This window comes from Ancylobacter novellus DSM 506 (assembly GCF_000092925.1).
Lineage (GTDB): Bacteria > Pseudomonadota > Alphaproteobacteria > Rhizobiales > Xanthobacteraceae > Ancylobacter > Ancylobacter novellus.
The window spans coordinates 588,137-614,234 of the sequence record NC_014217.1; the positions used below are offsets into that span (position 1 = coordinate 588,137).

A 26,098-nucleotide genomic window follows, 5' to 3' on the forward strand; every position below is an offset into this window, starting at 1 on the left:
CCGCGCGCGGACGGTTGTAGCGCCGCCGGTCGGCGAAGGCTTCGGGCCGGTCGTCCGCTGCCGAGAGGATGAGGGGAGGGACCTCGTTCACGAGAGCCCCCCATTGGCATGATAGCGCACGGCGGTGGCCACGATCGCGTCGAGGTCCGAATGGCGGGGCGCGAAGCCGAGAAGGTCGCGCGCCCGCGTGATGTCGGCATAGAGGGCGGGCGGATCGCCGCTACGCCGCGGCGCGACGTGGATCGGCACGCCGCAGTTCATCTGGCGCTCGACAGCGCGGATCAGCTGGAGAATCGAGGTTCCCGTGCCCGAGCCCAGATTGGCCGTGAGATTGTGGCCGCCGCTCAGCAGGTGGTCGAGCGCGCGAACATGGGCTTCGGCGAGATCGCTCACATGGACGAAATCCCGCACGCAGGTGCCGTCGGCGGTCGGGTAGTCGTCGCCGTAGATCGCCAGCGGCCCGGCCTGGCCCAGTGCAGCCATGATCGCCAGGGGCACGACGTGGGTCTCGGGATCGTGCCGTTCGCCGAGTTCGAGCTGGGGGTCGGCGCCGGCAGCATTGAAGTAGCGCAGGATGGCGAAGTGCAGCCCGTTCGCATTCGCCTCGTCGGCGAGCATTTCTTCCGCCACGAGCTTGGTCCGACCGTAGGGGTTGATCGGGCATTGCTCGGCGCTCTCCGAGACGGGGAGGTGATCTGGGATGCCGTAGGTGGCGCAGGAACTGGAGAAGACGAGGTGGCGCACCTCCGCGAGCCGGCATGCCTCGAGCAGCGACAGCGTGCCGCCCACATTGGTGCGGTAGTAGCGCGCGGGGATCGATACCGACTCGCCCACATAGGCCAACGCCGCGAAGTGGATGACGGCGCTGATGCCGTGGGCGCGCATCGCCTCGGCCAGCCTCTGCGTATCGAGTATGTCGCCATGCACGAAGGGGCCCCACCGCACCGCGTCGCGGTGGCCGAGGGACAGATTGTCGAAGGCGACCGGGCGGAAGCCGTTGGCCGCGAGCGCCTTGCAGGCGTGGCTGCCGATGTAGCCGGCTCCGCCGGTGACGAGTATACGGGGCGCGTTCATGCGACGGCCTCCCGCACGCCCGGCTCCCGGACCAGTTCCTCGCGGAAATAGTCGATGGTGAGCGCGAGCCCTGCTTCCAGGGAAATGGTGGGAACCCAGCCCAGCAGGCGCGTCGCCTCGCTGATGTCCGGGCAGCGCCGGCGCGGATCGTCCACCGGCAGCGGACGGTGGGAGATGCGCGAGGACGATCCGGTCATGCGCTGCACGACGCCGGCGAAGTCCTGGATGGTCCGCTCGTCGGGATTGCCGATATTAACCGGTCCTTCCACGCCGTCAGGCGTCGCCATCAGGCGTATGAGCGCTTCCACGGTCTCGTCGACGTAGCAGAAGGAACGTGTCTGCGAGCCGTCGCCATAGACGGTCATGTCGGTCCCGCGCAGCGCCTCGATGATGAGGTTCGAGGTCACCCGCCCGTCGTCGCCGCGCATGCGCGGCCCGTAGGTGTTGAAGATGCGGGCGATCTTGATGCGGGTGCCGAAACGGCGCGCATAGTCGAAGAATAGGCTTTCGGCACAGCGCTTTCCTTCGTCATAGCAGGCGCGCGGGCCGGTGGGGTCGACATGGCCCCAATACGCCTCCGGCTGCGGGCTGACCTGCGGATCGCCGTAGATTTCGGAGGTCGACGCCTGCAGGATGCGCGCGCCGTTTTCCGTGGCCAGCTTCAGCAGGTTCAGCGCCCCGAGAACGCTCGTTTTGGTGGTGTGCACCGGATCGGCGGCATAGGCCGTGGGCGAGGCCGGGCATGCGAGATTGTAGATTTGGTCGACATCCACGGCGATCGGATCGATCACGTCGTGGCGGATGAGCGAGAAACGCGGATGGCCGACCAGATGCTCGACGTTGTGTCGTCGGCCGGTTGAGAAATTGTCCAGACAAATCACATAGGCTCCACCTTCGATCAATCGGTCGCAAAGGTGTGAGCCAATAAAGCCAGCGCCTCCGGTGATTAAAACTCTCCGATCGTGCGACGCGTCGGCGACGTCATGGATCGTGAGGATACGCGTCATCGTTCCTTGCATGATGCAGAACCTTAGGACCAAATATAGTTGGCGGATTTAGGCTGTCGGATTGAGCGCGTGACAGCGAGATGCAGGCAGATACGACGACGCGTTCCTGCGAAATGCTAGGATCGTAAATTGCGCGGTGTACTTAGTGCATGAGGCTGCACCGCTCAGGGTGCCTTTCGCTTCTTCACAAGATATCCAACTCCTGTAATGCCACCGGCATTGGTGGATAGGATCATTAGATAACAATTCAAAATTACATCAAACTTACATCGTTTCTTAAGATTCGGTGGAATCGGGGGGGTGACGTGCCGATTTTTGGTCGGATTTCGACCCGACGGGCGTCGAGTCCCTCATGCTGAGCGGCCAAAGCAGCTGATCCGATCTGCGGAGTTCGTGCGGGCCCCCGATGCAGGCTTCGTGCCGATCAAGCCGAGTTGATCCACCGGATCGCAAATATGCTGCCGCCCCCCGCACGCGCCTCCACGCTGGCCACGGCGTGGTGGCGGGCGGCGATCTCGGCGACAATGGCGAGCCCGAGACCGGTGCCGGAACTCGCCGTGTTGGGGCTGCGCTGAAAACGCTCGAAGATGGCCATGCGCTCGTCGGGCGGCACGCCCTGGCCGCGATCGAGCACATAGATCGCGGGCTCGGATGTCACCTGGACGTCGATCGGCGTTCCCGCCGGCGTATGCGAGAGCGCGTTCTCCACGAGGTTGGTGACCGCCAGCGCAATCGCCTGCGCGTTGCCACGGACCATGATCGGTCGATTGGGCGCCGTCATTTCCATGCGGCGCCCGTCCTGCATCGCCAGCGGGCCGAGCAACGCCACCGCGTGGCGCACCACCCTGGCAAGATCGATGTCCTCGTCTATCGCCAGCGGCTTGGCGTCCAGCCTTGCCACCTGCAGCAGCTGGGAGACGGATCGACTGAGACGGGCCGTGTCCAGGACGAGGCTTTCCTTTGCCGGTCCCTCCGGCAGCATGTCGATGCGTGCCATGAGCACGGCTACCGGCGTGCGCAGTTCGTGCGCCGCATCGGTGGTGAAGCGCCGCTCGACGTCATAGGCGCGGGCCAACCGAGCCAGTGCGGCGTTGACCGCCTTGACGAGGGGCGTGATCTCGCGCGGCAGCCCGTGGGCCGAGATCTGCGCCTCCTGTCCCCCGGGCGTGATCGTCCGCGCATCTTCCGCCGCTCGCGCGATCGGACGGAAGGCCCGGTTGAGCGTGTGCATCATCACGAGCAGCGCCACCAGCAGCAGGGGCAGCGCGAGCCACAGCGTGAACCCCGCGACTTCGCGGACGATGCTGTCGAAGAGGACGTTCTCGTGCGAGCTGTCCTGGGCGACAACGATGCGATAGCCGTCGGCGTTCGTCGAATAGGTGTACCAGGGGGCGCCTCCCGCACGGGGCACGAGGAAGAACTCCCCCGGCGGGACGATCGTGGCATTGGTAGCCAGGGACGCGGCCAGCGGCGACGATGCGGTGACGACTGTGCCGTCGCGCTCCAGCACGAGGTAGAAATAGGAATCATTGGAACGCGTATACGCGGCGGCGAGCACCTCCGGCAGCGTCAGCACGGGCGGCGTGACGCGGGTGTCGAGGCCGCGCACGATGTCGGCGGCCTGGTCCTGCAATGCCCGATGGTGCAGCGAGCCGACGGTCCACCAAGAGAAGAAGAGGAAGGCGATCGGCGGGCCGAGCACGGCTATGGCGAGCACGACAAGCAACCGCGTTGCCAGCCGGCGCTTCAGAGACCACGAGCGCGAACCGAGGCTCACGATGCTTCTTCCAGCAGGTAGCCGATACCGCGCAGCGTATGGATTTCAGGGCTCGCACCGGCCCCCGTCAGCTTGCGGCGCAGCCGATGCAGTAGAACCTCGACCGCGTTGGATTCGAGCTCGTCGTCAAAGCTGTAGAGCGCGCGCTCGATGCATTCCCGCGTGAGGACGCGACCAGACCGCCGCATGAAGAGTTCGAGGAGCCCCAGTTCACGGCGCGAAAGCGGGAGCGGCGCGTGGGAGACGGTGACGCTGCGGTCCGCCGTGTTCAGCGCGACGTTCCCGACGATGATATTGGCGCCGAGCGCCTGGTTCGGACGGCGCAGCAGAGCCCGTAGCCGCGCCACCAGTTCGTCCATATGGAAGGGCTTGAGCACGTAGTCGTCGCCGCCCTGCTCAAGTCCGCGCACCCGGTCCGCCAGATTGTCGCGGGCGGTGAGGATCAGGACGGGAATGGCCAGGCCCCTGGCGCGCTGCCGCCTGAGTAGGTCGAGGCCATCGCCATCGGGCAGCCGCAGGTCGAGCACGGCGATGTCATAGCCCTCAGTGTTCAGCGCGGCCTCGGCGTCGGCCACGGTCCGGGCGCGATCGACGGCGAAGCCGGCGGCCCTCAGTCCGGCGTCGAGTAGGCCGGCGAGTTCGCGTTCATCTTCCACCAGCAGGAGACGCATTGCTTCGATCTCATCACTTCACGGCCATCACGTGTGGAGGGGTATTCAGATGCTGTGGTCATAAGTAAAAACCGTCCATCCAAAGCTATCGTACGGGAGTGGTGAGGGTGGATCCTTGGCCGATACAATCCACCTCGCCACACAATGTCATGTTTTGCTCTAGGGAAGCGAATGTCATTGATCCTTCTCAAACATTTGAACGACATCTGACGTCAAAAGATATGATTTTTATTGCCTTTCTTGTCCGTACATTATGATCGGGAAGAAGTTGTCGGGTATATTATGCAGGATGCCGGTAAATTTCGTTGGCGTGCATACGAGCGGGGCGCCGCTTTCCCGGCGCTGCGGCCTGTCGGCCGATGTGTTCGTCCAGTTTACTGGTTGGAAAGCTGATCCGCCGCCGTGCCGGCGCCCTCGGGGGGGGGCGGCGGCGCGAGCGCCGCTCTAACGCGCGAGGGGGAGCGCCTCGAAAATATCCGCCGCGTCGATGGGGCGGTGGAAATAGAAGCCCTGGAACAGCGTCGCGCCGAGCTCCTTCAGCCGGACGAGCTGGGCCTCCTCTTCGACGCCCTCGATCACCAGTTCCAGCCCCAGAGAATGGGCGATGGAAACGGCCGCGCGGATCTGCGCCTCGTCGATCGGGTCGTGTAGCAGGTCGCGGGTGACGGTCCAGTCGATCTTGATGCCGTCGACGGGGAGTTGCTTCAGCGCCTCGAAGGAATTGTAGCCATTGCCGAAATCGTCGAGCGAGACATGCATGCCGAGCTCGCGCATCTCAGCAAGGAAGGCGGAGACCTGCGGGGCGTCGTAGATCTCGTCGGTCTCGGTGATCTCGATGCGCAGCGCCTGCTCGACGCCTGGATTGGTGCGCACGAGGTCGAGCAGCCGGCTCTGGAAGGCGATGTTGGCGAGCGTGTGCACGCCGAGATTCATCGACACATACTGGTCGCTGCCGGTGGCGATGAGCTGCATCGCATAGCCCACGCACTGGCGGCAGACCCAGCTGTCGATGCGGCCCATCAGCCCGAGCCGGCGCGCCGCCGGCAGGAACTGGGCCGGGCTGCAATAGGCGCCGTCCTCGTTGCGCAGGCGGATCAGCGCCTCGTAGCCGAGGATGCGGTGCTTCTCGTCGACAATCGCCTGCAGATGCAGCGTGAAGCGGTTCAGCTCGAGGCCGAGCCGGATGCGCTCGGCCCAGCCGAGCCGTTGCTGCGTCGTGCTCACCTTGGGATCGCCGAGGTCGTAGATCTGCACGCGGTCGCGTCCCGCCTCCTTCGCCACCCGGCAGGCGGTGTCGGCGGCGGCGAGCAGGCTGGCGGCGCTGTGCCGGTCCGGCTGGGCGAGGCTCAGCCCGACGCTGACCGTCAGCGAGAAGCGATGTCCGCCGATCCGGAAGACATGGCTGTGGGTAGCGGCATGAAGCCGGTTGGCGATGCCCATCACTTCGCCCTCGTCGAGCTCGGTGAGCACCATGGCGAATTCGTCGGCGCCGATCCGCGCCAGCATGTCGTCGCCGCGCAGATGGCCGCGCAGGAAACGGCCGACCTCGCGCAGCAGGTCGTCGGCGGCGGCATGGCCGACGGCGTCGTTGATGCCCTTGAAATGGTCGACGTCGATGACGCCGACCCAGAGATTCCCCGTCTCGCCGTCGCGCAGCAGCTGGTCGAGCCGCTCCTCCAACGCGAAGCGGTTGGGCAGACCGGTCAGCATGTCGTTGCGCGCCTGCTGGGCGATCAGGCGGGCGAAGTCCGCCAGCGCCTCGGTGTGCTGGCGCAGCTGCTCCCGCATGGCGATCAGCTCGGCCTCGCGCTTCTTCTGCGTGGTGAGGTCGGTCCAGATGCCGACCGTGCCGCCATTGGGCAGGCGGCGATGGCTGGCCAGGATCCAGCCGCCGTCGCGTAGCGCGATCTCGACCGGCTGCTGCGCCGAGCGGGCGAGCCGCTCGCGGATCGCGCCGTCGCCGGGGCCGAGGGCGAAGAAGCCTTTCGCCTCCGCTCCGTCGAGCACCTCCGGCAGGCGTTGACCCGCCTCCAGGGCGACGTCGGCGCCGGCGAATATCCGCCGCATGCCGCTGTTGACGAGTTCGATCCGGTCCTCGGCATCGAGCAGGATGAGGCCGGCGGGAATCCCGTCTATGGCGTCGTCCAGCCGGGTCTCGGCGGCCTTCAGCCCGGAGACGTCGCTCCAGGTCGACACGGTCCAGCCGTCCGGCGTGCGCCGCTCGCGTGCCTGAACCCAGCCGCCATTCTCCAGCGGGATCAGGAAGGGCTCGCCATCGGCCTCGGCATGGCGCTGAAGCCGTTGGGCGACATATTTCTCGGGATCGGGCGCCCAGCGCCATTCGCCGCTGGGAACGGAGGCGAGCGCGTAGAAGGTGAGGCCCTGGAGGTCGCCGAGGGCCTCGAGAAAGGGAAAGAGCTCGAGGAAGCGGCGGTTGTGAAAGATGAGGCGGTCCTGGTCGTCGAACACCGCGAAGCCGTCGCGCATGATGTCGAGCAGCCCGGCGAAGTTGCGGTCGCCAAGTCGCGCTCCGGTCCGCCCTGCCGATTTGGGGCAGGGGCCGGACATGTTCGACCGTCCAGCATTCACCATTCCGAATGGTCCATTCCATCCGGCTTCCGCTTCCGCGCCCGCACGGGCGGTCACAGGATCGCGTTTCGCCCCTAATCCGCCTTCCAGGGAATGCGGACATTACGGCAATAGAATACTATTTCGGGGCCCGTGCAACCAAGCGAAGGGGACATTTCCGGTTGCCGGCCGGGGTTTGTCCTGAAAAGGTAAACCAACGATGCGGAGGTGATCATGGCTGCTGGTTCGACCGGGCTCGGGATGACGGGCCGCTGGGTCGCGGCTATCGGGATCGTGGCGCTGGTGGGTGCGGCGATCGGCCTGTGGGCGCGCCACGGTGCCGCCGTTTTCTTCGACATGGTAGCGGCCGGAATTGCCTATTGTTTCTGACCGCGAACGGGCGCGCCGCCGGGGTGCGCCACGCTCTCGCGGTCGTCAAAGCGCATCGCGGTCGCCATGTCCAATCGCCGTATCCTCCTCCTGCTGGCCGCCTTCGTCGTCGGCGCCGTCGCCATCGTCGGCGGTGCGCTGGCGCTGCTGCCGCAGGCCCCCACCACGGTTTCCGGCCAGGTCGCCATCGGCGGTCCCTTCGAGCTCGTCGACCAGGACGGGCAGAAGGTCACCCAGGAGAGTTTCGTCGGCGAGCCGACGCTCGTCTTCTTCGGCTTCACCCATTGTCCGGATATCTGCCCGACCACGCTGTTCGAGATGTCCCAGCTCTTCGAGGCGCTGGGGCCGGATGCGCGCAAGGTCACCGGGCTGTTTGTCACCGTCGATCCTGAGCGCGACACGCCGGAGTCGATGAAGTCTTATCTCGGCAGCTTCCACCCCAGCATCCAGGGTCTGACCGGCACGCCGGAGCAGGTCGCCGCCGTCATCAAGGCCTACCGCGCCTACGCGAAGAAGGTGCCGACGCAGGATGGCGACTACACGATGGACCACACGGCGATCGTCTATCTGATGGGCAAGGACGGCGCCTTCATCGCCCCGTTCAACCTCAAGCGGCCGCCCGCCGACGCCGCCGCCGAGCTGCGCCGCTACCTCTGAGGGGCAGCCGGATGATGTGCGGGCGACGGTGCGAGGTGCGCGCCAGCCCGTGATCGGTCTTCTCCCAGCGATAGGGCGCGATCACCAGGTGGAACAGCGCCCGCCAGGCCGCAGCCGACATCATCAGCCAGTAGACCGGCACGAGCGGCAGCACCCGCCATAGGCCGGGCACGCGCCGTCGCCGCATGCCGAGGGCGATGGCGGTCATGGCGCTGGCATAGCCGAGCACGAGCACGCAGAGGCTGATCCAGTCGAGGACGAGCGCGCCGGGCGACAGATCGCTCGCGGGCTGTGTCCACAGATCCAGCAGCACGCCGAGGATGAGGAACGGATTGATCAGCGCGGCGGCGACCCCGCTGCCGAGCAGGAAGACCAGCGCCAGCGCTCCGGTCAGTCCGGCTCCCCGCGCCAGCCGGCGCGGGCGGCGGGCATGGACCAGCAGCGTCTGCATCCACCCCTTGTACCAGCGGGTGCGCTGGCGCATCCACGCGCCGAAGCGGCGGGGCGCCTCCTCGTCGGTGGTCGAGGCGATGACTGCGGTCTGCCAGCCCGACGCCGCGAGGCGCACGCCGAGGTCGGCATCCTCGGTCACGTTGTACGGGTCCCAGGCGCCGACGCCCTCCAGCGCGTCGCGCCGGAAATGGTTCGACGTGCCACCGAGCGGCAAGGGCAGGCGGCAGGTGGCGAGCATCGGCAGGACGACGTCGAAATAGCCGGCATACTCGGCCGCGAACTGGCGCGTGATCCAGCCATCGGCGAGATTGTCGATGGCGAGGCGCGCCTGGACGCAGCCGAGCCTCTCGCTGCCGGGTGCGGCGAAGACGGTGCAGACCTCGCGTAATTGCAGAGGGTCCGGGATGTCTTCCGCGTCATAGACGCCGACATAGGTGCCGCGGGCGAAGGGGAGGGCGACATTCATCGCCTTGGGCTTGGTGCGCGGGCCGAGAGCGGGCGCGACGATCACCTCGAAGCCCGGCCAGTCGGCACGGATCGCCAGCGCCGTAGCGGTCTCCGCGTCGTCGGGCTCGACCACCAGCAGGATCTGCAGCTTCTCGCGTGGATAGTCGAGCGCATCGAGCGCGTCTACGAGCTGAGGAACCACCCGCGCCTCACGGTAGAGCGGCACGACGAGGGTGTACGGCGGCAGCGCGGCGTCGCGGCGCATGGGCGGCGATGCAGACTGCGGCGGCAGGCTGCAGGCGGCGAACTTCAACAGCGCGCCGCCGAACAGCAGAAAGCTGAGCAGAGGCACCGACAGCCAGATGCCGAGCGCGGACATCTGCCCGAGCGGTGTGAACAGTGCCACCATCGCCATCACCAGAACGGCGAAGACGTAGCGGGATTCCCGCAACGTCCCCGCGCTGAGTTCCGGATGGCGGCGCTTCAGCTCGTTGGCCGCACGCCAGCCGAGCTGCCCGGCGAAACTCCGCTGCACATAGGCGGCGAGCCGCTCCGGCGTGGTCAGCCGCAGCTGGCCGCGCAGCTCGGGGCGCCGGGCGAGGGTGCCGGCGAGCTGCCGCAGCCGCAGCCCACGCGTCGCGAGGACGACGCGCCCGTCGGCGTAGCGCATCAGGCCCGATTTCAGCAGCGCGGCGATGCTGTCCGTGTTCAGGCGCAACGGCGCCACCGCGTCCAGCGGCTCGAACGGCACGCCGAGCGCGTGCGCCGCGCCTCTCGCGAGTTCGTCGGCCGAGGCATGGCCGGCCGCGAGCAGCACCTCGTCCACGCCGACACCCAGCCGGCGCGCGCGGCGCAGCGCATAGAACCTGTCGGCGGTGGAAAGCCGGTCGGGAGCACCCGCCGCCTCGACCGGCAGGTCGAGGCTCGGCGCAGCCGTTCCCCATTCCGGCTCCGTCCCGCCCGCCTGTGGCGTCATGCGGCGGCCCCCTCGCCTAGCCAGCACCAAGACGGTAGAACAGCGCTGCGCGGCGGATGCCGAACCAAGCGCGAGGCCAGTGTGCGGTATTTTGTTCCGGTAGTTAAGTCCCTGGCGGCAAAATGGCTGGCCGCCGGCCTGCTCGCCGCGGCGCTTTCATCCGCCGTCGCCGGCGCGGCGTCGGCGCAGGCGGCCACCCAGCCCGATGCCGCGTCCGCCAAGGCCCTGCCGACGGTGGCGGTGCCGGGCTTCTGGGACCCCAAGCGTCGGCCGGAGCGGCCCGACGTCACCCGTCTGCCGACGCAGATACGCTTCGTGACGACGGACGACTATCCCCCGTTCAGCTTCCGCGGCGAGGACGGCCGGCCGATCGGCTTCAACGTCGACGTTGCCCGCGCCATCTGCACCGAACTCGCCATCCGCTGCACGCTGGAAGTGATGCCCTTCGACGCTCTGGTCGAGGCGCTGGAGACGGGCAAGGCGGATGCTGCCATCGCCGGCCTCGCCATCACTCCGGCGAGCCGGGAGAAGCTCGATTTCACCGACCGCTATTTCCGCTCGCCGGCGCGCTTCGTCGCCCGGCGTGGCGATGCGGCGACCCAGGTCACGCCGTACGTGCTCGCCTCCAAGTCGGTCGGCGTGGTGGCCGACACCTCGCACGAGGCCTATCTGCGCGACTTCTTCGGCGAGATCGCCATTAAGCCCTACGCCGATTCCGAGACGGTGCGCGCCGCGCTGCAGAAGGGCGACGTCGACCTCATCTTCGGCGACGGCGTGCAGCTGGGGCTCTGGCTCAACGGCACCGCCTCCAACAATTGCTGCGCCTTCGTCGGCGGCCCCTTCACCGAGAGCCTCTATTTCGGCGAAGGCATGGGCATCGCGGTGAAGCGCGGCAACGAGGCGCTGCGCCAGTCGCTCAACTACGCGCTGGGCCAGCTCTGGGAGGAGGGGGTCTATACCGACCTCTATCTGCGCTGGTTCCCGATCAGCGTTTATTGACCCGCGTTTATTGACGCGGCCGGCCGCACTACCTAGACCATGCCGCAGCGCCTTGACGGCGCTTTTTCCGTTTTCGCATAGCCCAGTTTCTCGCGTAGCCCAGGAGGGCAGACCATGACGGCGACCGCTCAGGTCGAAGATGTTGCAGCCGAACTGCATGAGCTGGCGGAGAACGCCGGCGCGTGGCCGTTCGAGGAGGCCCGCAAGATCGTCGAGCGCCTGAAGCGGAAGCCGAAATCCGAAGTCCTGTTCGAGACCGGCTACGGCCCGTCGGGCCTGCCGCATATCGGCACCTTCGGCGAGGTGGCGCGCACCACCATGGTGCGCCACGCCTTCCGCGTGCTGACCGAGGACAAGATCCCGACGCGGCTGTTGTGCTTCTCCGACGACATGGACGGCATGCGCAAGATTCCGGAGAACGTGCCGGATCCCGTCGCGCTGCGCCCCTATCTGCAGATGCCGCTCACCGCGGTGCCGAACCCGTTCGGCGGCGGTTTTGCGTCGTTCGGCGACCACAACAACGCGATGCTGCGGCGCTTCCTCGACACGTTCGGCTTCGACTACGAGTTCGCCAGCGCCACCGACTACTACAAGTCCGGCAAGCTCGACGCGGTGCTGCTGAAGGCGGCCGAGAAGTACGACGCCATCATGGAAGTGATGCTGCCGACGCTGGGCGAGGAGAGGCAGGCGACCTATTCGCCCTTCCTGCCGATCTCGCCGACCTCGGGCCGCGTGCTTTATGTGCCGCTGAAGGAGGTGAACGCCAAGGCGGGCACTATCACCTTCACCGACGAGGATGGGGTGGACAAGACCGTGCCGGTCACCGGCGGGCAGGTGAAGCTGCAGTGGAAGCCGGATTTCGGCGCCCGCTGGGCGGCGCTCGACGTCGATTTCGAGATGTTCGGCAAGGACCACCAGACCAACGCGCCGATCTATGACGCGATCTGCGAGATCCTCGGCGGCACGGCGCCGGAGCACTACGTCTACGAGCTGTTCCTCGACGAGAACGGCCAGAAGATCTCGAAGTCGAAGGGCAACGGCCTGACCATCGACGAGTGGCTGACCTATGCCAGCCCGGAGAGCCTGGCGCTCTACATGTTCCAGTCGCCGCGCTCGGCCAAGAAGCTGCATTTCGACGTCATCCCGAAGGCGGTGGACGAGTATTTCAACTTCCTCGCCCGCTATCCCGTGCAAGATTGGAAGAACCGGCTCGGCAATCCGGTTTGGCACATCCACTCCGGCAACCCGCCGGTGGAGGAGCTGCCGCTGACCTTCGGGCTGATGCTGAAGCTCGCCTCGGCCTCCAATGCCGAGGACAAGTCGGTGCTGTGGCGCTTCATCCAGCGCTACGCGCCCGGCACCTCGCCGGCCACGCACCCGACCGTCGACAAGCTCGCCGACTATGCCGTGCGCTACTTCGTCGACCGGGTGAAGCCGCGCCGCACCTTCCGTCTGCCGGACGAGGTGGAGGCGAAGGCGCTCGCCGCGCTCGATGCCGCCCTGGCGCCGCTCGACGGTTCGGACCGCGACGCGATCCAGAACGCCGTGCTCGATGTCGGCCGCGCCGAGCCGCGCTACCAGGATATGAAGCGCAAGGGACCGGAAGGCGGGCCGGGCGTGTCGTTCCTCTGGTTCAGCGCGCTCTACGAGCTGCTGCTGGGCGAGAAGGAAGGGCCACGCTTCGGCTCCTTCGTCGCCGCCTACGGCATTCCGGAGACCCGCGCGCTCATCGCCCGTGCGCTGGCGGGCGAACTGGCGGCAGGCGCCGCGTAGGCGCAATCTGATACCGACCGCGCCGATTCGAAGAGGGATCGGCGCGGCGGGGACATCGTATGGCGAAGCGTGAAAAGGGCCGGATCGATCTGCGGGTGGACGACCCGCAGCAGTTGCTCGACATGCTCGACCCTTATCCGTTCCGCGAGCGTGGGCTCGACGGCGACGTTGACGAATATATCTGCGAGCATGCTGCCGAGACCGCGCCCGGCCACCGCCTCGCCATCGCCATCCATCTGCCCGCGGCGGTGACCGGCAGCGAGCGGGCTCTCGGCCTGCCGGGCATCATGCAGCGGCATTTCGAGCGGCAGGCGGAGCGGCGCAGCTCCGACCTGGCGCATCTTTTCGCACTCGGCCGCAAGATGCTGCTGATCGGCCTGATCGTGCTGGGCGTTTGCCTCGTCGTCGGCCAGTTCCTCGTCGGCCTGTTTCCCGGCTCCCGCCTCGCCGAGGTGGTGATGGAAGGCCTCGTCATCCTCGGATGGGTAGCGAACTGGCGGCCGATGGAGATCTTCCTGTTCGACTGGTGGCCGCTGGTGCGCGAGCGCCGGCTCTACCGGCGCCTCGCCCATGCGGATATTTCCGTCGTGGCCTACGAGGCGGCGCGGCCGTCCGCCTCGCACTGAAGCAGCAGGGCCGCGTCTCACCCCACTGAACGGTCGGCCAGCGCCTTCTCGCGCAGGGCGCTCAGCGTCATGGTCGGCGTGATCGCTTCCGGGTCGAGCTTCACATGCACCACCGCCGGCAGGCCGGCGGCGAGGGCGGCCTCGAGCGCGGGGGTGAACTCCGCATCCGTCTCCACCGTCACGCCGAAGCCGCCAAAGGCGCGGGCATAGGCGGCGAAGTCGGGATTCTTCAGCGCCGTGCCGTAGACGCGGGTGGGGAATTCGCGCTCCTGATGCATGCGGATGGTGCCGTACATGCCGTTGTCGATCACCACCGCGATCACCGGGATGCCGTACTGCACGGCGGTGGCGAACTCCTGCCCGGTCATGAGGAAATCGCCGTCACCGCAGACCGCGACCACGGTGCGCTCGGGGTGGGCGCGCTTGGCCGCCACCGCTGCCGGGAAGCCGTAGCCCATCGAGCCCGAGGTCGGCGCGAGCTGCGTGCCATAGGCGCGGAAGCGGTGGAAGCGGTGCACCCAGGTGGCGAAGTTGCCGGCGCCGTTGCAGATCGTCGTGTCGTCCGGCAGGGCGCGCAGATAGCGCACCAGCGTCGCCATCTGCACCGCGCCGGGGTTCGCGGGCGGCTCCTCGGTCCAGGCGAGATAGTCGTCGCGCACCGCCTCGCGCCAGTCGTCCCACGGCACGACATGCGGCGGCTGCACGCCCTCCAGCGCTGCGGCGAAGGCGGCATTGGAGGCGTTGATGGCGAGCGTCGGCTGGTAGACGCGGCCGAGCTCGTCAGCCTCCGCGTGCACATGCACGAAGGGCACGCCCGGATCGGGGATGGGAAAGAGGCTGTAGCCCTGCGAGGGAACCTCGCCGAGCCGCCCGCCGGCGACGATGACGAGGTCGGCCTCCTTCAGCCGGCCGACCAGCTTCGGGTTGATGCCGAGCCCGACGTCGCCGGCATAGCAGGGATGGTCGGCGGGAAAGAGCATCTGCCGCCGGAAGCTGACGGCGACCGGCAGGTCGCAGCGCTCGGCGAAGCGCACGAGGGCGGCGACCGCCTTCGGGTTCCAGCGCGTGCCGCCGACGATCATGATCGGCCGCTCGGCCTCCCAGAGCAGCTTCTGCAGCCGCATCATGTCGGTCAGTCCCGGCCAGGTCTCGGCGGGCTCCACCGGCGGCGCGTCCGGCACGTCGGCATATTCGCTCAGCACATCCTCGGGCAAGGCGATGACCACCGGGCCGGGCCGGCCCTGCATGGCGACGCGGAAGGCGCGGGCGATGATCTCCGGGATGCGCGCGGCCTCGTCGATCTCCACCGCCCATTTGGCCAGCGTGCCGAACACGGCACGGTAGTCGACCTCCTGGAACGCCTCGCGCCCGCGCATGGAGCGCGAGATCTGGCCGACGAACAGGATCATAGGCGTCGAATCCTGCTGGGCGATGTGCACGCCGGCGCTGGCATTGGTGGCGCCCGGCCCGCGAGTGACGAAGCAGATGCCCGGCCGCCCGGTGAGCTTGCCCGACGCCTCGGCCATCATCGCCGCGCCGCCCTCCTGCCGGCAGACGACGAAGTCGACCTCGGTGTCGGAGAGCGCGTCGAGCACGTCGAGATAGCTCTCGCCCGGCACGCCGAAGGCGCGCGTGACGCCGTTGGCGATCAGGGCGTCGACGAGGAGATGGGCGCCGGTGCGGGCGGAGGGGGAATGGGCAGCGTTCATGATGACAACTCGACGCGAGGAGAGGCGGGGCACTCTAGTGCCGTGGAGCGGACGGCGCGAGTGGACCTTTCGCCGATCTCACACGAAGCCGATCCAGCGGCCGGACACCAGAACAGCGAGCCAGAGCAGCGCCGAGGCCGCCGCCGATACCCGCACCCCGGCGCTGACCGTGGCGCCTTCGAGCGCGCGCCCATAGGCCGGGTTGGCGTGCTGCACGCCGACATTGGCCAAGGCGAGGGCGATCAGGCCGAGCTTGATCAGGAAGGCGGGGTTGCCGACATATTCGCGCGGCTGGACGGTGAACAGCCAGAAGCCCGTAGCAAATGCCAGTGCCACGCCGCACGCGGCGACGCGCACATTGAGCGGGCCGAGAACGGCGAGCGGCACGCCGCGCAGCCCGCCGAGCAGCTTCAAATCCAGCACGAGTATCGAGCCGAGCAGCAGCGAGATGCCGAGCACATGCGTCGCGTTGACGAAGAGGTACGCCGTGCCCGAGCCCTGCAGCCAGCGGGCGCCGGGCCAGCTTCCCAAAGCAGTGACAAGCGGGGCGACGAGGCTCGACAGCTCCATCTGCGGTTAGTTGGTGATCCGCTCCGGGTACATGTCGTAATTCTTGCCGGCCAGGGTGAGGCGCACCGCCTTCATGTGCGGTTTTGCGGAATCGCGGTCGCGGTTGCCCAGCACGGTGATGGCATCACCCGGTTTCGCTGTGTCGCCGGTGAAGCCGGAATCGGCGGTCTGGCGCGGATTGCCGAGATCGACCTGCCACACCACGCCGTCGCTCGCGGTGACGTGCAGCGTCGGGTGCGGCGGCGACATGGAGATGGTCTTGATGGTGCCCTGCAGCGTCATCTGCTCGGACTCGGCCCAGCTCCAGCCGTGATGAGCAAGTGCCGGCGTGACGAAGGCGAGCGCGCCGGCAAGCGTGAGGGCGGAAACGCGAAGGGAGGGAAGGCGGATCGCGGTCGACATGGGCGGCTCCTGTCGTTGCGGAAGTCGCTCCAGACTATGGCGCGGGTGTACGACAGGGCGAGCCGGGCAAGGCTCACATCTTTGACAGTGGGGCTCTCTGGGGCCGTCCTCCCGGACGGCCGTCAGCCCGATCCGGGATCGCCAAGCAATTGGAGAGCGATCCCGGCTCTCCGCTTCGCTTCGGCCGGGATGACGAATGGTGGGGGGCGGAGCATCGGCTCCCCTCCTGCCTTCCATCCTCGAACCACCTCATCCTGAGGTGCCGCCGAAGGCGGCCTCGAAGGATGCTCGTCCAGGTGCGCTCTCACGAGCATCCTTCGAGGCTCGCTGCGCTCGCACCTCAGGATGAGGTCGATCTGTGACAGGGCTCGGAGGACGGAACGATCCCGGATCGGCCTTTGGCCGTCCGGGATGACGGATAGTGGGAACGAGGAGCTTTACACGTCCACGCTGGCGCGCAGTGCGTTGTCCTGGATGAACTCGCGGCGGGGCTCGACGACGTCGCCCATCAGGCGGTTGAACAGGTCGTCGGCGTCGGCGACCTCCTTTACTTTCACCTGCAGCAGCGAGCGGGCGTTGACGTCGAGCGTGGTCTCCCAGAGCTGCTCGGCGTTCATCTCGCCGAGGCCCTTGTAGCGCTGCAGCGCGATGCCCTTGCGACCGGCGTCGGTGACGGCGTCGAACAGGTCCATCGGCCCGAAGACCAGCGTGTCGTTGCCCTTGCGGCGCAGCGTCGCCGGCTCGGCGTGGACTTCCTGCAGCTCGGCGGAGAGGCTGTCGAGACGGCGCGCCTCGGCCGAGCCGACGAAGGTGGCGTCGAGCACGGCGACTTCCTTCACGCCGCGCACGGTGCGGGAGAATCTGTAACCGGAGCCGTCGGCCTCGCCGGTCCAGCCGCGCTCGGTGTCCTCGGCGATGAGGTCGAGGCGCCGCGCCACCTCGGCGGCGACCGCAGCGGCGCGTTCCTCCTCGATGAGCAGCCCCGGCGCGAAGGCGCCGGCGATCGCCGCCTGCTCGACCACGGCGCGGTTGTAGCGGGGGTGCAGCCCGTTCATCACGTTGCGGAAGGAGCGGGTGCTCTCCAGCACGTGGTGCAGGTCGGCGCCGACCCGCACCTCGCCGGAGGCGAGATGCAGCGCGGCCTCGTCGAGACCCTGGTCGATCAGGTAGTCCTCGAGCGAGCGCTCGTCCTTCAGATACTGCTCGGACTTGCCGCGCGTGACCTTATAGAGCGGCGGCTGGGCGATGTAGACATGGCCGCGATCGAGTAGATCCGGCATCTGCCGGAAGAAGAAGGTAAGCAGAAGCGTGCGGATGTGGGAGCCGTCCACGTCCGCGTCTGTCATGATGATGATCTTGTGGTAGCGCAGCTTGTCGACGTTGAAGTCGTCGCGGCCGATGCCGGTGCCGAGCGCGGTGATCAGCGTACCGATCTGCTCGGAGGACAGCATCTTGTCGAAGCGGGCGCGCTCCACGTTCAGGATCTTGCCGCGCAGCGGCAGGATGGCCTGGAAGGCGCGGTTGCGGCCCATCTTGGCCGAGCCGCCGGCCGAGTCGCCCTCGACGATGAAGAGCTCGGACTTGGCCGGGTCGCGCTCCTGGCAGTCGGCGAGCTTGCCGGGCAGGGAGGCGACGTCGAGCGGGTTCTTGCGGCGGGTGAGCTCGCGCGCCTTGCGGGCGGCCTCGCGCGCGGCGGCGGCCTCGACCACCTTGGTGACGAGGCTCTTGCTCTCGGCCGGATGCTCCTCAAGCCAGCTGCCGAGTGCCTCGTTCACCAGCGCCTCGACGACAGGGCGCACCTCGGAGGAGACCAGCTTGTCCTTGGTCTGCGAGGAGAATTTCGGGTCCGGCACCTTCACCGACAGGACGGCGGTCAGGCCCTCGCGGCAATCCTCGCCGGTCGGCTCGACCTTCTCCTTCTTGGCGATGCCCGAGCGCTCGGAATAGCCGATGACCTGGCGCGTCAGCGCGGCGGCGAAGCCGGTGAAATGCGTGCCGCGGTCGCGCTGCGGGATGTTGTTGGTGAAGCAGAGCACGTTCTCGTGGTAGCTGTCGTTCCACGACATCGCGCATTCGACGGCGATGCCGTCCTTCTCCGCGCGGATGACGATGGGCTTGGGCAGCAAAGCCTGCTTGGAGCGGTCGAGATACTGCACGAAGGCTTCGACGCCGCCCTCATACATCATCTCCTCGCGCTTCACCTCCGGGTGGCGCGCATCGGTCAGCACGATGCGCACGCCGGAATTGAGGAAGGCGAGTTCGCGCAGGCGATGTTCCAGCGTGGCGTAGTCGAATTCGATATGGGTGAAGGTGTCCGGGCTCGGCACGAAGGTGACCATGGTGCCGCGCCGGCCCTCGGGCGCCGGGCCCTTCACCGCCAGCGGTGCCTCGGCGTCGCCGTGGCGGAAGCGGATGTGATGCTCCAGCCCGTTGCGCCAGATGGTCAGGTCGAGCGTGGTGGACAGTGCGTTCACCACCGAGACGCCGACGCCGTGCAGGCCGCCGGAGACCTTGTAGGAATTCTGGTTGAATTTACCGCCGGCATGGAGCTGGGTCATGATGACCTCGGCCGCCGAGACGCCTTCCTCGGCATGGATGTCGGTCGGGATGCCGCGGCCATTGTCGGTCACGGTGACCGAGCCGTCGGCGTTGAGCGTCACCGTCACCTCGTCGGCATAGCCGGCCAGCGCCTCGTCGATGGCGTTGTCCACCACCTCGTAGACCATGTGGTGCAGGCCTGAGCCGTCATCGGTGTCGCCGATATACATGCCCGGGCGCTTGCGCACGGCGTCCAGCCCGCGCAGCACCTGGATCGACTGCGCGCCGTAGTCCTCGCCGTTGGAAGACGGGGTCGCGGCGTTGTCGGAATCGGCCATGGGATCAGCTCTTCGAATCGGTTGAATTGACTTGTCTTTTCTAGCGCAACGGCGCGGTTATTTCGTGGCCACCAGAACGGCGGCGCCGGCCATCGCCGTGCCGCAGGTCCGGTTGATCAGCCTTATGCCGCGCGGGCTGGCGGCGAGGTGCCGCGCCCGGTGGGCGAGGGCCACATAGCTGCCGAACACGAGGGTCAGCACCACCGAGATGACGCCGCAGAGCTCGGCAAAGCCAAGCATCGTCAAATGGTTGAGGTCGACGATACTCGGCAGCAGAGCGAGGTAGAAGGCCATGGCCTTCGGGTTGCCCAGCGTCATCCCCAGCCCGGTGAGGAACAGGCCCGCGCGGGAATCCGCCTCACGGATCTCCGCCGCTTCCGCGGGCTGCGCCGGCGCCGTCCACAGCTTGTAGGCGAGATAGATCAGATAGGCAGCCGCAGCCAGCCGCACAAGGAAGAACAGGGAGCCCAGCGTGACGGCGAGCGCGGCAAGGCCCAGCGCCGCGCCAGCGAGCCACACCATGTCGCCGAGCACGATGCCGGCGACCAGCAGCGCGGCGCCCTCGCGCCCGCGCACCAGCGTGCGGGCGACGAGCGCGATCACGCTCGGTCCCGGCGAGGCGGCGGCCAGCGCCAAGGCGGCGGCGAAGACGACGAGGTCGAGAATGCCCATGCCCCTCTCGTGCGCGCACGCGCGCGAGAGGTCAAGTGCTGCTTTACGCGAATGCATCCTCAGGATGCGGCGCCGCTTGACAGGACCTGCCCCGGCCGCACCTCGAAGCGCTCGGCCCGCGCGCCCAGCGCCACGAAGGCGGAAGGGTCGGCGCCGGTCATCCAGACCTGGCTGCCCAGCGCCTCCAGCGCCTCGAACAGGGCGGCACGGCGGGCGGGGTCGAGATAGGCGACGACGTCGTCGAGCAGCATCACCGGCGCCATGCCGGCCATCTCGCCGACGAGGCGGGCATGGGCGAGCGCCAGTCCGATCAGCAGCGCCTTCTGCTCGCCGGTGGAGCCTTGCGCGGCGGGGATTGCCTTCGGCCCGTGGCCGACGAGCAGGTCTGTGAGATGCGGGCCCTCCAGCGTGCGGCCGGCGGCGCGGTCGCGCGGGCGGGAAGCGCGCAAAGCGAGGCGGTACTGGTCCTCGACCACGGTCGCCGGCTCGCGGGCAAGCGCGCGCTCCACCTCGCCCTCCAGCGCCACGCTGGCCCAGGGGAAGAGCGAGGTGTCGTCGCGGCTTTGCGCGATATTGGCGGCAAGGCGGCGCACGGTTTCAAGTCTTGCGGCAGCTACCGCCACCGCCAGCGCTGCCAGTTCGTGCTCGACCGCGTCGAGATAGCGCGGATCGGTGGAAGGCTCCTCCAGCAGCCGGTTGCGCGAGCGCAGCGCACGCTCCAGCGCGTTGACCCGCGCGCCATGCTCGGCGTCGACCGCCAGCACCAGCCGGTCGAGGAAGCGCCGGCGCTCGGAGGGCGGGCCGGTGAACAGCCCGTCCATGTCGGGGGTGAGCCAGACCACGCGCACATGATCGGCGAAGGCGGCGGCCGAGCCTACCGGCTCGCCGTCGATGCGGCAGCGGCGCGAGCGCGCCTCGCCGGCGTCGGCCTCAAGCCCGGTGCCGAGCGTCACTTCGCCATAGGCGCCCTCGACCACGGCCGAGACCGCCCATCCGGCCGCCTGAGTGCCCTCCGGCCCGCGGGCGGCGAACTGGTCGAGCGAGGCCCGGCGCAGGCCGCGGCCCGGCGCCAGCAGCGAGATGGCCTCCAACAGATTGGTCTTGCCGGCGCCGTTCGGGCCGACCAGCACCACCGGGCCGTCGCCGGCCCGGATATCGGCATGGTGATAGCTGCGGAAATCCGTCAGCCGCAGGCGGGTGAGACGTGTGCGGCTCACACGCGCATCGGCATCAGCACATAGAGCGCGCCGCGCTTCTCCGGGTCCTGCACCAGCGTGGGCGACCCCGGATCGGCGAGCTTGAGCTCGGCCGTGCCGCCTTCGATCTGCGAGGTGATGTCGAGCAGATAGCGGCTGTTGAAGCCGATATCGATCGGCTCGGCCGCGTATTCGACCTCGATTTCCTCGGTCGCGCTGCCCGAATCCGGATTGGTGACCGAGAGGGTCAGCTTGCCGTCGCCGATCGAGAGCTTCACCGCCCGCCCGCGCTCGCTAGCCACCGTCGACACGCGGTCGACCGCCGAGGCGAAGTCGGCCTTGTCGACGACGAGGGTCTTGTCGTTACCGAGCGGGATGACGCGGCCATAGTCCGGGAAGGTGCCGTCGATCAGCTTGGAGGTCAGCACCACGCGGTCGAGCGAGACGCGGATCTTGGCGGTGGAGAGCTCCACCGTCACCTCGGCCTCGGCATCCTCGGCGAGGCGCTGGATCTCGGCGACCGCCTTGCGCGGCACGATGACGCCCGGCATGCCCGTCGCGCCCGCCGGCGCGGTGGTCTGCGCCTGGGCGAGGCGGTGGCCGTCGGTCGCCACCGCGCGCAGCACCGGGCCGCTGGCATCGGCGACGTGCAGGTAGATGCCGTTGAGATAATAGCGGGTCTCTTCGGTCGAGATGGCGAACTGGGTCTTGTCGACGAGGCGCTTCAGTTCGCCCGCGGGCAGGGTGAAGCGGTGCGTCATCTCGCCGGCGGCGAGATCCGGGAACTCGGTCTCCGGTAGCGTCTGCAGCGCGAAGCGCGAGCGCCCGGCGCGCACGGTCAGCGTGCCGCGGTCGCCGGAGGTCTCGATCTGCACCTGCGCGCCCTCGGGCAGCTTGCGCACGATGTCGTAGATGGTGTGCGCCGGCACGGTAGTGGCGCCTTCCTGGCCTACTTCCGCGGCGATGGTCTCGACGATCTCGATGTCGAGGTCGGTGGCGCGCAAGGCGAGCCCGCGCGCATCCGTGCGCATCAGCACATTGGCGAGGATCGGGATGGTGTTGCGCCGCTCGACGACACGATGGACGTGGGCCAGAGACTTGAGCAACTCGGCCCGCTCGACGGTGACCTTCATGGCCGCGACACCCGTGGCTTTACGAGAAAAGGAACGCGCACGGAGCGCGGCTGGCGCGGGCGCGGCCCGGCAACGCGCCCCGGGCGGGCGGCGCGGGCGCGCCGCCGGGGGCGACGACATTGCCGTCACCGCTGCTGCAACGCAAGCGGCGCACCCGGAAGATGTGCCGAATTAGTGGGGAAATCTGCGGTGATTGCGGGGAAGGGGCGCTAGCGCGCCGCTTCTCACTCGTCGCTGACGAGCCGCTTGAGCGTCTCGACCTCTTCGGCGAGGGCGCGGTCGGTGCCCACCAGCCCGTCGATCTTGCGCACCGCATGCAGCACGGTGGTGTGGTCGCGCCCGCCGAAGCGCCGGCCGATCTCCGGCAGCGAGCGCAGGGTCAGCGTCTTGGCGAGGTACATCGCGATCTGCCGCGGCTTCACGACATTCGCCGTGCGGCGCTGCGAGAGGATGTCGGCGCGGCTGACATTGTAGTGCTTGGCGACGATGCGCAGGATGTCGTCGACCCGCACGCGCTTGGGCTCGCCCGAGCGCACGAGGTCGCGCACCGCGGTCTCGGCCATTTCGAGCGTGATGGCGCGGGAGGTGAGCTGGTTATGCGCCAGCAGGCGGTTGAGCGCGCCGTCGAGGTCGCGCCCGTTCTGCCCGCAATGGCGGGCGATGAAGCCGAGCACGTCGCCGGGGACGTTGAAGCCGGGATGCTGCTGGCCGAGCGAGGCGGTGCGGGCCGCCAGGATCTCCAGTTTCAGCTCCTCGTCGAGCGGGGCGATCTCCACCACCAGGCCGCCGGCGAGGCGCGAGCGCACCCGCTCCTCCAGCGCGTCGAGCTCGGCCGGGGGACGGTCGGCGGCGATCACCACCTGGCGGCCGGAATCCATCAGCGCGTTGAGGGTGTGGCAGAATTCCTGCTGCACGCTCTTGCCCTGCAGGAACTGCAGGTCGTCGATCACCAGCGTGTCGATGCCGCGCAGCTGCTCCTTGAAGGCGAGCGCCGACTGGCTCTTCAGCGCGGCGACGAAGCCGTACATGAAGCGCTCGGCGGTCAGGTAGACGACGCGGCGCCCGTTCTCGGCGCCGGCGGCGGCGATGGCCTGCAGGAGATGCGTCTTGCCGAGACCGACCGCGGCATGGAGATAGAGCGGGTTGAACACCGGGCCGCTGCCGGCCGGGGCGCCCGCCACCTTCTGCGCCGCCGCATGGGCGAGGCGGTTGGATTCGCCGAGCCGGTAGCTCGCGAAGGTCAGGCGCGGGTCGAGCGGCGAACCGTTCGCCACTTCCGCCGGATTGGCGGAGACGGCGACCGCTGCGGCCGGCTCTGTGGCGACGACGCGGACGGCGGGCGTCACGCTACGGATGGTCGCAGAGCCCGTGCCGGGGGCGCGCAGCACCGCGGTGCGCACGATCAATTCGACGCGCGCGGCGGAGGCTTCCTCCTGCCAGAGCGCGGACAGGCGGTCGATATAGTGCTGCTGGATCCAGGTCTTGAGGAAGCGCGTCGGCACGGAGAGCCGCACGATGCCGCCCTGCACGCCGTCCAGCTCGAGCCGGGGGAACCAGCTCGAATAGACTTCCTCGCCGATCTCCGCACGCAGCCGCCGACGCACGCGGTCCCAGGCTTCGCGGGTATGGTTTGCCTCGCGGGCGTCACTGTCCTTGCCAGCGCGCGCCGCTGCGCTGGAGGCCGGACCGGAGAAATGGGCCTGGCCTGAGGGTTCGATACCATCGGACTTGAACATGATCGCTCCGCGCTTCTTTTGCGGTTGTTGGGACGCACGAAGGGATCGACGCCGCAGCGACGCCGCTCGCGCGGCCGTCGGGGTCGGTTCCTCGATGCGAATGGAAAGCGTGATGAGCCGGCGCTAGTCGTCGGTCGATCGCGTCGGTTAATCGCTCGGCGATGTCTTAGACGACTGGCGCCGCCGCCTCAACCGGGCGGTTCACGGAAGACCGCGGGTGCGGAACGAGCGCAACACAACAGGGGGTCCCAGAGCTCCTTGCCGATCCGCCCGTCCTCCGTCGGACCGGCGATGCAATCTGGGCACGCACCCCCTCGCGCGTTCGTTCGCGTAATCATAGCAGCCCCTTCACGGCAAGATCGTTGCCGTCCCTAGCAGTCTTCATTCTTGTGGATGCAACTATATGCGCAAGCTGTTACGCACTACACCCGCAGCTGCCCTCTGGAAACCATAGCAGCGCGCGCCGTTCCGCCAGAAATGGTGCGAAACATGGAGGAGGATAGGTGATGATTACAGCACACAACGTCCTCCTCACGTCAAATGAGCAGTTGGAAAACTCAACTTTTCGCTGAGGTGCCCGGCAGGACCGGGATGAAGACAACATACACAGCGCCCCCCGCCTGCGCAACGCCATTGGTGAGCGTCGCGCCGCTTCGGAGTGCCGCGGAAGCCGAATCAGGCGCCTAAAATAGAACCATCAGCCGGCAAATCTCTGAGTCACTTGCAAGATTCTGCGACGCTTCGTGACGGCTCTTTCCGCAGCTAATTTTCACTTGCCGCGGGGCGGGGGAGGGGAGTCCATGCCGATTCGGAAGGGTCTGTCCCGCGTGGATCGCAAGACATTGATTTATATTGTATATCTCTGCGCGACCGCCAACCCGCCGGTCGGACGGCGGGCGGGTTTTGCGGCTGCTTCGGGGCGCCATGGGAGTCAAGGGTGCCCGCTCCGTTGCGCACCGGATGATTTCCGCTCACTGCCCTGATGTGACGGTTCTGCAACAGGGTGCCCGAGCGCCCGTGAGCGGCGGCGGGATCGTCCGACGCCTCCCGGCGGGGGTGGCGGAGCGACGCGATGCGAACGCAAAAAGCCCGGCCGCGAGGCCGGGCTTCATAAACTCTTGGTTGCAGACCGCGGAGGTGCGATCAGGCGCCGAGCTTCGCGAGGCGCTGGGCGAGGCGCGAGACCTTGCGCGAGGCGGTGTTCTTGTGCAGCACACCCTTCTGGGCGGCGCGCATGATCTCCGGCTCGGCAGCCTTGAAGGCGACGTCCGCAGCGGTGCGGTCGCCGGAGGCGATGGCCTCCTCGATCTTGCGCACGAAGGTGCGCATCCGCGAGCGGCGGTTCTTGTTGACCTCGGTGCGGCGCTCGATCTTGCGAGCCGCCTTCTTGGCGGAGGGCGTATTGGCCATCGGCCATCCTCTTCGTCGTCGCAGGAACGGCAGGCCGTTCGTGCCGGAATGTGATTGCAAAAGCTGATGCCGGGCCAACCCGGAGGAGCCCCGCGCGAGTGGCGGGCTTATAGTCGCGGGGCGCCGCCGCGTCAACATGAAAGGCGCGCGGGGCAGCCCCGCGCGAGCGCCTGGCCGTCCAGGCAAACCGTTAGCGGTTCTGGAACGAGGCGCCGCGCTTGTCGGCGAAGGCGGCCATGCCCTCCTTCTGGTCGGCCGTGGCAAACAGCGCCTGGAACAGCCGGCGCTCGAATCGGATGCCCTCGGCCAGCGTGGTCTCGAGTGCCCGGTTGACGCTCTCCTTGGCCATCATCATCGCCGGCAGCGACAGGCCGGCGATGACGTCGGCGACCTTCATCGCCTCCTCGCGCAGCGAGGCCAGCGGCACGACGCGCGAGACGAGGCCGTAGCGGTCGGCCTCCTCGGCGGTCAGCGTGCGCCCGGTGAGGCACATCTCCATCGCCTTGGCCTTGCCGACCGCGCGGGTGAGACGCTGCGAGCCGCCCGCGCCCGGCATAATGCCGAGCTGGATCTCTGGCTGGCCGAAGCGGGCATTGTCGGCGGCGAGGATGATGTCGCACATCATGGCGATCTCGCAGCCGCCGCCCAGCGCATAGCCCGCCACCGCCGCCACCACCGGCTTGCGGCAGCGCGACAGCCGCTCCCAGGAGGTGATGAAGTCGTCGACGTAGGTCCCCGGGAAGGTGAGCGCCTGCATCTCCTTGATGTCGGCGCCGGCGGCGAAGGCGCGGTCCGAGCCGGTCAGCACGATGCAGCCGATGCCGGCATCCGCCTCGAAGATGTCGAGCGCCCGGCCGAGCTCGGCGATCAGCGCGGCGTTGAGCGCGTTGAGCGCCTTCGGCCGGTTCAGCGTGATGACGCCGACGCGCCCGTTGGTCTCGACGAGGATGTTGTCATAGGCCATGGCGCACGGCTC

At 68.0% G+C, this 26,098-nt stretch carries 21 protein-coding genes; 5 read left to right on the forward strand and 16 right to left on the reverse strand.

Annotation, left to right across the window (positions count from 1 at the left end):
* Positions 1–87 precede the first annotated feature (87 nt).
* From galE to SNOV_RS22500, 5 genes are all read right to left on the reverse strand, one after another.
* Entirely contained in the window at positions 88–1,074 is a 987-nt protein-coding gene (gene galE, locus SNOV_RS02835) for a UDP-glucose 4-epimerase GalE (RefSeq protein ID WP_013165398.1), read from the reverse strand.
* The gene (locus SNOV_RS02840) at positions 1,071–2,081 is read right to left on the reverse strand and encodes a UDP-glucuronic acid decarboxylase family protein (RefSeq protein ID WP_013165399.1); all 1,011 of its coding nucleotides are present in this window, start codon (positions 2,079–2,081) and stop codon (positions 1,071–1,073) included. Before SNOV_RS02840 ends, galE begins: the two co-directional genes overlap by 4 nt.
* 424 nt (positions 2,082–2,505) lie before the next feature.
* Positions 2,506–3,858 (reverse strand): sensor histidine kinase, encoded by a 1,353-nt coding sequence (locus SNOV_RS02845; protein ID WP_013165400.1) that lies wholly within the window; start codon positions 3,856–3,858, stop codon positions 2,506–2,508.
* On the reverse strand, positions 3,855–4,529 hold the full coding sequence (locus SNOV_RS02850) for a response regulator (RefSeq protein ID WP_013165401.1): 675 nt from the start codon (positions 4,527–4,529) through the stop codon (positions 3,855–3,857). The genes SNOV_RS02845 and SNOV_RS02850 overlap by 4 nt, the downstream gene beginning before the upstream one ends.
* A gap of 444 nt (positions 4,530–4,973) precedes the next feature.
* Positions 4,974–7,097, reverse strand: a complete 2,124-nt coding sequence (locus SNOV_RS22500; RefSeq protein ID WP_013165402.1) for a putative bifunctional diguanylate cyclase/phosphodiesterase — start codon at positions 7,095–7,097, stop codon at positions 4,974–4,976.
* A 234-nt stretch (positions 7,098–7,331) separates the two neighbouring features.
* Here SNOV_RS22500 and SNOV_RS23700 point away from each other — a divergent pair, with 234 nt between their 5' ends.
* Both SNOV_RS23700 and SNOV_RS02860 read left to right on the forward strand, forming a co-directional pair.
* On the forward strand, positions 7,332–7,487 hold the full coding sequence (locus SNOV_RS23700) for a hypothetical protein (protein ID WP_013165403.1): 156 nt from the start codon (positions 7,332–7,334) through the stop codon (positions 7,485–7,487).
* Between the two features lie 66 nt (positions 7,488–7,553).
* Positions 7,554–8,144 carry an SCO family protein gene (locus tag SNOV_RS02860; RefSeq protein ID WP_013165404.1) on the forward strand — a complete coding sequence of 197 codons (591 nt, stop codon included), beginning with the start codon at positions 7,554–7,556 and terminating at the stop codon, positions 8,142–8,144.
* On the opposite strand, the gene SNOV_RS02865 is transcribed toward SNOV_RS02860, so the two are convergent.
* Positions 8,095–10,020, reverse strand: coding sequence for a glycosyltransferase (locus SNOV_RS02865; protein ID WP_013165405.1), 1,926 nt, complete (start codon positions 10,018–10,020; stop codon positions 8,095–8,097). The two genes, SNOV_RS02860 and SNOV_RS02865, sit on opposite strands and share 50 nt — an antisense overlap.
* 81 nt (positions 10,021–10,101) lie before the next feature.
* On the opposite strand from SNOV_RS02865, the gene SNOV_RS02870 reads away from it, so the two are divergent.
* The 3 genes from SNOV_RS02870 to SNOV_RS02880 all read left to right on the forward strand — a co-directional run bounded on the left by SNOV_RS02870 (position 10,102) and on the right by SNOV_RS02880 (position 13,418).
* A complete protein-coding gene (locus tag SNOV_RS02870; RefSeq protein WP_013165406.1) occupies positions 10,102–11,019 on the forward strand; it encodes a transporter substrate-binding domain-containing protein in 918 nt (305 codons plus the stop codon).
* Positions 11,020–11,133: 114 nt separating this feature from the next.
* The gene (locus tag SNOV_RS02875; RefSeq protein WP_013165407.1) at positions 11,134–12,792 is read left to right on the forward strand and encodes a lysine--tRNA ligase; all 1,659 of its coding nucleotides are present in this window, start codon (positions 11,134–11,136) and stop codon (positions 12,790–12,792) included.
* Between the two features lie 59 nt (positions 12,793–12,851).
* Positions 12,852–13,418 (forward strand): hypothetical protein, encoded by a 567-nt coding sequence (locus tag SNOV_RS02880; RefSeq protein WP_013165408.1) that lies wholly within the window; start codon positions 12,852–12,854, stop codon positions 13,416–13,418.
* 17 nt (positions 13,419–13,435) lie between these two features.
* On the opposite strand, the gene SNOV_RS02885 is transcribed toward SNOV_RS02880, so the two are convergent.
* From SNOV_RS02885 to SNOV_RS02930, 10 genes are all read right to left on the reverse strand, one after another.
* Positions 13,436–15,127: a thiamine pyrophosphate-binding protein gene (locus tag SNOV_RS02885; protein WP_013165409.1), complete on the reverse strand. Its 1,692-nt coding sequence runs from the start codon at positions 15,125–15,127 to the stop codon at positions 13,436–13,438.
* A gap of 78 nt (positions 15,128–15,205) precedes the next feature.
* Positions 15,206–15,697 (reverse strand): DUF6644 family protein, encoded by a 492-nt coding sequence (locus tag SNOV_RS02890; RefSeq protein WP_013165410.1) that lies wholly within the window; start codon positions 15,695–15,697, stop codon positions 15,206–15,208.
* Between the two features lie 6 nt (positions 15,698–15,703).
* Positions 15,704–16,099 (reverse strand): DUF6152 family protein, encoded by a 396-nt coding sequence (locus SNOV_RS02895; RefSeq protein WP_013165411.1) that lies wholly within the window; start codon positions 16,097–16,099, stop codon positions 15,704–15,706.
* Between the two features lie 437 nt (positions 16,100–16,536).
* The gene (gene gyrB / locus SNOV_RS02900) at positions 16,537–18,975 is read right to left on the reverse strand and encodes a DNA topoisomerase (ATP-hydrolyzing) subunit B (protein WP_013165412.1); all 2,439 of its coding nucleotides are present in this window, start codon (positions 18,973–18,975) and stop codon (positions 16,537–16,539) included.
* 57 nt (positions 18,976–19,032) lie between these two features.
* Positions 19,033–19,647, reverse strand: a complete 615-nt coding sequence (locus SNOV_RS02905; protein ID WP_013165413.1) for a LysE family translocator — start codon at positions 19,645–19,647, stop codon at positions 19,033–19,035.
* Between the two features lie 59 nt (positions 19,648–19,706).
* A complete protein-coding gene (recF, locus tag SNOV_RS02910) occupies positions 19,707–20,864 on the reverse strand; it encodes a DNA replication/repair protein RecF (RefSeq protein WP_013165414.1) in 1,158 nt (385 codons plus the stop codon).
* The gene (gene dnaN / locus SNOV_RS02915) at positions 20,861–21,976 is read right to left on the reverse strand and encodes a DNA polymerase III subunit beta (RefSeq protein WP_013165415.1); all 1,116 of its coding nucleotides are present in this window, start codon (positions 21,974–21,976) and stop codon (positions 20,861–20,863) included. Before dnaN ends, recF begins: the two co-directional genes overlap by 4 nt.
* A gap of 224 nt (positions 21,977–22,200) precedes the next feature.
* Positions 22,201–23,712, reverse strand: coding sequence for a chromosomal replication initiator protein DnaA (dnaA, locus tag SNOV_RS02920; protein WP_013165416.1), 1,512 nt, complete (start codon positions 23,710–23,712; stop codon positions 22,201–22,203).
* Positions 23,713–24,855: 1,143 nt separating this feature from the next.
* Positions 24,856–25,122: a 30S ribosomal protein S20 gene (gene rpsT / locus SNOV_RS02925; protein WP_013165417.1), complete on the reverse strand. Its 267-nt coding sequence runs from the start codon at positions 25,120–25,122 to the stop codon at positions 24,856–24,858.
* 190 nt (positions 25,123–25,312) lie between these two features.
* Complete coding sequence (locus SNOV_RS02930; RefSeq protein WP_013165418.1) at positions 25,313–26,086, reverse strand: enoyl-CoA hydratase; 774 nt, start codon at positions 26,084–26,086, stop codon at positions 25,313–25,315.
* Positions 26,087–26,098: the final 12 nt, after the last annotated feature.